The organism is Blastomonas sp. UPD001 (assembly GCF_003426715.1).
Classification (GTDB): Bacteria; Pseudomonadota; Alphaproteobacteria; order Sphingomonadales; family Sphingomonadaceae; genus Blastomonas.
The window spans coordinates 1,747,461-1,754,232 of sequence record NZ_QKVT01000001.1; the positions used below are offsets into that span (position 1 = coordinate 1,747,461).

General features: G+C 63.0%; 4 protein-coding genes. 2 read left to right on the forward strand and 2 right to left on the reverse strand.

What is annotated here, in order from left to right:
- Window positions 1-12: 12 nt before the first annotated feature.
- Both DM995_RS08905 and DM995_RS08910 read left to right on the forward strand, forming a co-directional pair.
- Complete coding sequence (locus tag DM995_RS08905) at window positions 13-1,587, forward strand: Y-family DNA polymerase (RefSeq protein ID WP_116970386.1); 1,575 nt, start codon at window positions 13-15, stop codon at window positions 1,585-1,587.
- Window positions 1,584-4,847, forward strand: a complete 3,264-nt coding sequence (locus tag DM995_RS08910) for an error-prone DNA polymerase (RefSeq protein ID WP_198669304.1) — start codon at window positions 1,584-1,586, stop codon at window positions 4,845-4,847. The genes DM995_RS08905 and DM995_RS08910 overlap by 4 nt, the downstream gene beginning before the upstream one ends.
- Window positions 4,848-4,922: 75 nt before the next feature.
- Here DM995_RS08910 and DM995_RS08915 read toward each other — a convergent pair whose 3' ends face one another.
- On the reverse strand, window positions 4,923-5,681 hold the full coding sequence (locus tag DM995_RS08915) for a DUF5131 family protein (RefSeq protein ID WP_116969196.1): 759 nt from the start codon (window positions 5,679-5,681) through the stop codon (window positions 4,923-4,925).
- Window positions 5,681-6,574, reverse strand: coding sequence for a three-Cys-motif partner protein TcmP (gene tcmP / locus DM995_RS08920; RefSeq protein ID WP_116969197.1), 894 nt, complete (start codon window positions 6,572-6,574; stop codon window positions 5,681-5,683). The genes DM995_RS08915 and tcmP overlap by 1 nt, the downstream gene beginning before the upstream one ends.
- Window positions 6,575-6,772: the final 198 nt, after the last annotated feature.

Here is a 6,772-nt window from a genome sequence, read left to right on the forward strand (position 1 = left end):
TGCCCGTCGGCGGTGCCGGAACCGGAGGCGCAGCGGCGCTATCTGGCGCTGTTCTTCCCCTTTCTGCCGGTCGACCGGCGCGCGCGGCAGCGCTCGGCTTCCGGCGCGCCGGATAAGGCGGACGACGCCGCGCCCCTGGTGCTGGTCGAGAAGGTGCGCGGCGCGATGCGCATCGCTGCGACCTGTGCCGAGGCGCACGCACAGGGCTTGACGCCCGGCATGATGCTGGCCGATGCGCGCGCGCAGGTCGCGCAGCTTCGCGTCGAGCCGCACGACCCGCTGGCCGACCTCAACTGGCTGGAGCGGCTGGCCGATCATTGCGACCGCTTCACGCCGCTGGTCGCGACCGACCCGCCCGACATGCTGGTGCTCGACATTACCGGCTGCACGCATCTGTTTGGCGGCGAGAGCGCGCTGGTCACCGCCGCCGGGGACAGCCTGGCGCGCTTTTCCGACCATGTCCGCAGCGGTTGCGGCGACACGCCCGAGGCCGCGCAGGCGCTTGCCCGCTTCGCGCCGGGGGTGACCCTCGCGCGGCCCGAGGATGGCGATGTCGTGCTGCGCCGCCTGCCCGTCGCGGCGCTACGCATCGAGGAGGAGACCGAGACCGCGCTGATCCGCGCGGGCCTCAAGACCATCGGCGACCTGGCGATGCGGCCCAGCGCGCCGCTCGCCGCGCGCTTCGGCGAGGAGCTGGTCGAGCGGCTCGACCGGCTGCTGGGCAGCGCCGACAGCCGCATCACTCCGCGCCGCAGCCCGCCCGCGCTGCGCTTCGAGATGCGCTTTGCCGAACCGATCGCGCGCACCGAAGCGGCGATGGCGGCGCTCGCCGAACTGGCGGGCCAGGCGGCCGAAGCGCTCGAGCAGCGCGGCATGGGCGGGCGGCATTTCGCCGCGCGCTTCTATCGCAGCGATGGCCGCACCTTCGACCTCGCGGTCGAATCGAGCCTGCCGATGCGCGATCCGGAGGTGCTGATGCGGCTGCTGCACGAGCGGCTCGATGCGGTCAGCGACCCGATCGATCCCGGCTTCGGCTTCGACATGATCCGGCTGATCGTGCCGCGCATCGAGCCGCTGACCCCGGCGCAATTGCAGCTGGAGGGCGGCGCGGTGAGCGAGGAGGCGATGGCCGCGCTGATCGACCGGCTGAGCAGCCGGCTGGGGCGCGGCGCGATCCGCCGGTTCCAGCCGCGCGACACGCATATTCCCGAACAGGCGGCGCTCACCCTGCCCGCGGTCGATCTGCCCGCGCCCGAACCCTGGGAAGCGCCGCAGCCGGGCGAGCCGCCGACCCGGCCGATCCATCTGTTCGACCCGCCCCAGCCGATCGAGGTGATCGCCGAGGTGCCCGACGGGCCGCCGCACCGCTTCCGCTGGAAGCGCCAGCAGCACCATGTCGTGCGCTTCGAGGGGCCCGAGCGGATCGCCGCGCCGTGGTGGAAGCACGCGCCGGGCAAGAGCGGCCTCACCCGCGACTATTACCGGATCGAGGACGCGCGCGGCCGCCGCTTCTGGATCTTCCGCCACGGCCTGTACGACAGCGAACGGCCCGATCCGCGCTGGTATGTGCATGGATTGTTTGCGTGAGCACCCCGTTTGCCGAGCTGGTCTGCGCGACCAATTATTCGTTCCTGCGCGGCGCCTCGCACCCGGCGGACATGGTCGCGCGCGCGCTCGAACTGGGGCTCGCAGGGGTAGGCATTGCCGATCGCAACACGGTCGCGGGCGTGGTGCGCGCGCATATGGCGCTGCGCGATGCGCACAAGGCGGCGGCGGAGATCGGCGCGCCGCCGCCCGACTTGCGGCTGCTGGTCGGCGCGCGGCTGGTGTTCGCCGACGATACGCCCGACATCATCGCCTATCCCGCGACGCGCCACGGCTGGGGGCGGCTGACGCGGCTGCTCACCACCGGCAATCTGCGCGCGGCCAAGGGCGATTGCGTGCTGCGCCTGCCTGATCTGCTCGAATATATCGACGACCTGCTGCTGATCGCGATGGCATCGCCCGGCGACGCGCCGCTGCTGGGCACGCTGGGCCAGGCCGCGCCGGGGCGCGTGTGGATCGGCGCCACGATGCCGCGCAAGGGATCGGACCGCCGCCGCCTCGCCCGGCTGATGCGATTGAGCGCCGACACCGGCGTGCCGCTGCTCGCGACCAACGATGCGCTCTATGCCGAACCGGCGCAGCGTCCGCTGCACGATGTGCTGACCTGCATCCAGGCGGGCACGACGATCGCCGAGGCCGGACGGTTGCTCGAGGCCAATGCCGAGCGGCATATCAAGCCGGCGGACGAAATGGCGCGCCTGTTCGCCGATTGCCCCGATGCCATCGCGCAAACGCTGCGCCTGATGGAACGGATCAGCTTCACCCTCGACGACCTGCGCTACCAGTATCCGCTCGAACCCGTGCCGGAGGGTTGGGAGCCGCAGGCCTGGCTCGAGCATATGGTGCTGGAGGCGGCGCGCGAGCGCTATGGCGAGGAGCTGCCCAAGAAGGTCCGCGACCTGCTCGACGAGGAATTCACCCTGATCGCCAAGCAGCGCTACGCCTGCTATTTCCTCACCGTGCACGATCTGGTGCGCTTCGCGCGCAGCCGCGAGCCGCCGATATTGTGCCAGGGGCGCGGCTCTGCGGCCAACTCGATCGTCTGCTTCCTGCTCGGCGTCACCTCGGTCGATCCGGTGACGCACGACCTGCTCTTCTCGCGCTTCGTTTCGGAGGAACGCGCCGAGCCGCCCGATATCGATGTCGATTTCGAGCACGAGCGGCGCGAGGAGGTGATGCAATATATCTACCAGCGCTATGGCCGCCACCGCTCCGGAATCGCCGCGACGGTGATCCATTATCGCCCGCGCAGCGCGGTGCGCGAGGTCGGCAAGGTGCTCGGCTTTTCCGAGGATGTGACCGCACGGCTTTCCAGCACCATCTGGGGCAGCTTTTCCAGTTCGATGGCAGAGCAGCGCTATGCCGAGGCCGGGTTCGACATCGACAATCCGGACATCGTGCGGCTGCGCGATCTGGTCGACCAGATCCTGCACTTCCCGCGGCACCTGTCGCAGCATGTCGGCGGCTTCGTGCTGACCGAGGACCGGCTCGACGAGACCGTGCCGATCCACAATGCCGCGATGGAGGACCGCACCTTCATCGAATGGGACAAGGACGATATCGACGCGCTCGGGCTGATGAAGGTCGATGTGCTGGCCTTGGGCATGCTCACCTGCATCCGCAAGGCGTTCGCGCTGATGCGCGAGCATGGCCTGGGCGAGCACGATCTCACCGTCGATCTCGATGCCGACGACCCGCAGGTCTATGACATGCTCTGCCGGGGCGACAGCATCGGCGTGTTCCAGGTGGAAAGCCGCGCGCAGATGAACATGCTGCCGCGGCTGCGTCCGCGCTGCCTCTACGACCTGACGGTGCAGGTCGCGATCGTCCGCCCCGGCCCGATCGAGGGCGACATGGTCCACCCCTATCTGCGCCGCCGTTCGGGCATAGAGCCAGTCGAATACCCCTCGCCCGCGCCGCCGCACGATCCCGACGAGCTCAAGAACCTGCTCGGCCAGACCTATGGCGTGCCGCTGTTCCAGGAACAGGCGATGAAGCTCGCGATCGTCGCGGCGGACTTCACGCCGTCCGAGGCCAACCAGCTGCGCCGCGCGATGGCGACCTTCCGCAATGTCGGCACGATGCACAATTTCCGCACCAAGCTGGTCGAGGGGATGACCGCGCGCGGCTATGCCGCCGAATTTGCCGAGCGCTGCTTCAAGCAGATCGAGGGTTTCGGTAGCTATGGCTTTCCCGAAAGCCACGCGCTGTCCTTCGCGCGGCTGGTCTATGTCTCGTCCTGGATCAAGTGCCACCACCCGGCGGTCTTCGCCTGCGCGCTGCTCAATTCGCAGCCCATGGGCTTCTATGCGCCCGCGCAGATCGTGCGCGACGTGCGCGAGCATCAGGTCGAGGTGCGGCCGATCGACATCAACGCCAGCCATTGGGACAATAGGCTGGAGCGCGACATCAGGGGGCGGCTGGCGCTGCGGCTGGGCTTTCGCCAGATGGACGGCTTTCGGCAGGCCTGGGCCGAGGCTTTGGTGCAGGCGCGGCGCGCCGCCGGACGGTTCGTCTCGATCGAGCGGCTGGCGCGGCGCGCCGACCTGCCCAGCGCCGCGTTGCGCCTGCTCGCCGATGCCGATGCGTTCGGATCGCTCGGCCTGTCGCGGCGCCAGGCCTTGTGGGAGGTGCGCCGCACGCCCTCGACCGAGTTGCCGCTGTTCGCCGCGGCCAAGGCGCGCGAGCTGGGCGCGGAGCCCGACATGCAGCTGCCGCAAATGCCCGCAGCCGAAGAGGTCGTCACCGATTATCAGGTGCTGCGCCTGTCGCTGAAGGACCATCCGATGGCCTTCCTGCGCGCCCGGCTGCGCGAGGAAGGCGTGCTGAGCTGCGAGGATACGACCAATGCCAAGGCCGGCGCGGCGGTGCGCACCGCCGGCGTCGTCCTCGTCCGCCAGCGCCCCGGCAAGGGCAACGCGATATTCGTGACGATCGAGGACGAGACGGGGATCACCAATATCGTGCTCTGGGCCCGCCTGTTCGAACGCTACCGCCGCGCCGTGATGGCGAGCCGCCTGATGCAGGTCGAAGGCGTGCTCCAGCGCAGCCCCGAAGGTGTGGTTCACCTGATGGCCAACCGCGTGATCGACCGCACGGATTTGCTGGCAACGCTTACCGAAGCGCGGGGCGACGGCGCACTGACACCCCCGCTGGCGCGTGCGGACGAGGTGGTGCGGCCGGTGCCATCACGCCATCCGAGGGATGCGAGGGTGCTGCCCAAGTCGCGGGATTTTCATTGAGTGCGCTGCGTAGTCCCATCGCGAACTGCGTATAATGCTCTCAAACTTAAGGATTTTTCTCGTAATTTGTGAGACTTAGGGTATCAACTGCAAAGGATATTCATCATAAGTACGACCATGCAGCTCCCGACCGGTAGCTTTTTTGTTTCTGCCGCCCCATTGCTTAAAAAAGAAAGCCACGTCATCGCGTCGACAAATTTTGTACAGGCGTTCAACCCACGCCTCTTGAATTGGTCGTGAGCGGGGACCAGACTCCCCTCCCACAATAGCCCAATGGACGCCGCGCAAGTCAATTTCATTTATCTCGCCTATCAGCGGTTCAAAGGAAATAAACAGCGTGGAATTTCTAATTTTCTTGAGATATTCGACACGATCTAAAACCTCGCTGTTTTCAACTGACGTCCCCAACCAAACATTTTTCAACGCACGAATTTCACCGCTTTCAAACAATTTAGCCATACGGTCGGGTCGCTTGGATAGCACCTGAAAATGATGCTGCGGGCATTCAGCCATAACATCCCAAACCTTTTGAATAAAAGCCGTGGGAACATCTTGATGAAACAAGTCTGACATGGAATTAACAAAAATCCGTTTTGATTTTCGCCATTCAAGCGGCGCGGTGAGGCTAGATTCATCAATGTTTACACGACCTGTCCAGACATGGCGACCTCCACTTTTTCTCGTGGTGCCAAGGTATTTACCATGGCCCATCGCTTGCAATCGCGCCGCCATTCGCATTGCGTAGCAGTTAGTGCAGCCATTTGAGGCTATCGAACACCCTGCAACCGGATTCCACGTAATGTCTGTCCATTCAATTTCAGAAATTGAAGCCATTATTTTAGTACCGCGCTTGCTAATTTTGCTGCCAACCGAGCTTTCTCGCTAGTGTTTGCCCATGCAAACATAAGCGAGAATTCCTGCATACCATTTCGGCCTAATGGTAAAGTCTCATCCAGCACCTGCCCTTGGAAGGCCTCACCAATACGCTCCTTTGCCACCTTCTCAAACCATGCAATATCGACTGCTCGCTTAGACCGTAGCTGAGACTGACTAAAAAGGTCGACAGATTGCTCCTCAACCACCGCAACATCCCGCCAAGCCCTTGTGCCGAGCGCCGCATCCACCCTCGGACCGCCATCCAAATTAATTTCACCATCACCTGAAACTTGACGATACATCGCAAAAACAGGGACAAGATACCAAAGATCCACCGCTCTAGTCTTTCCCAACATCTCTAAGGTTTCATATTTAATCTGCAACCCGAATGGGTCGAGAAACACCACTGCCCGTGTTTCTCGCCAATTGTATGATCTACAGATTTCACAAAGCATTTGATTTGCATCGAGCTTGGTGATTTCAACCCTATTTTCTATATGCGCGTGTTCTCGCTGAATTGAATTACGAAGCGCATCGACATTAGATTGCTTCGTGTCATTTAAGAGATATCTGTGAAATGCTGGCTTGACGCCCAATGCCCTAATTGCAGAACCTACAATTATCGAATCGGTATCAGCGACTGGGACCGAGAACCCTTCCAACGAACTCTGGGTGGAGTGTGCCAACTCGAGGGCGGATTTTGGAACCGAGGAGCCAGATCCAGCACAGGCATCTATGTATAGCAATTCAAAGGGTGCAAACTTTAGCGCCGTGACATAAGCTTGGAGATATCTTTCAACCGTTTCCAGTTTTTGGACTGTGTGCCTATCGCCAAATGGTTGAGGCTCCATACCGCACTCCCAAGACAGAACATTAATAGAACACTATCAAACTCAATCCGATTATGCAAACCAAATTGGCAATCCATACAGAACCAGCTCACTCTTGGCTCAACCACACAATTGACTCTGTGCAATATAATTCAACATTATAGCTTATCTGAGCGCAGCACGACCTAAGTTACCAAGTAGGTGCGGGGTAAAAACCTA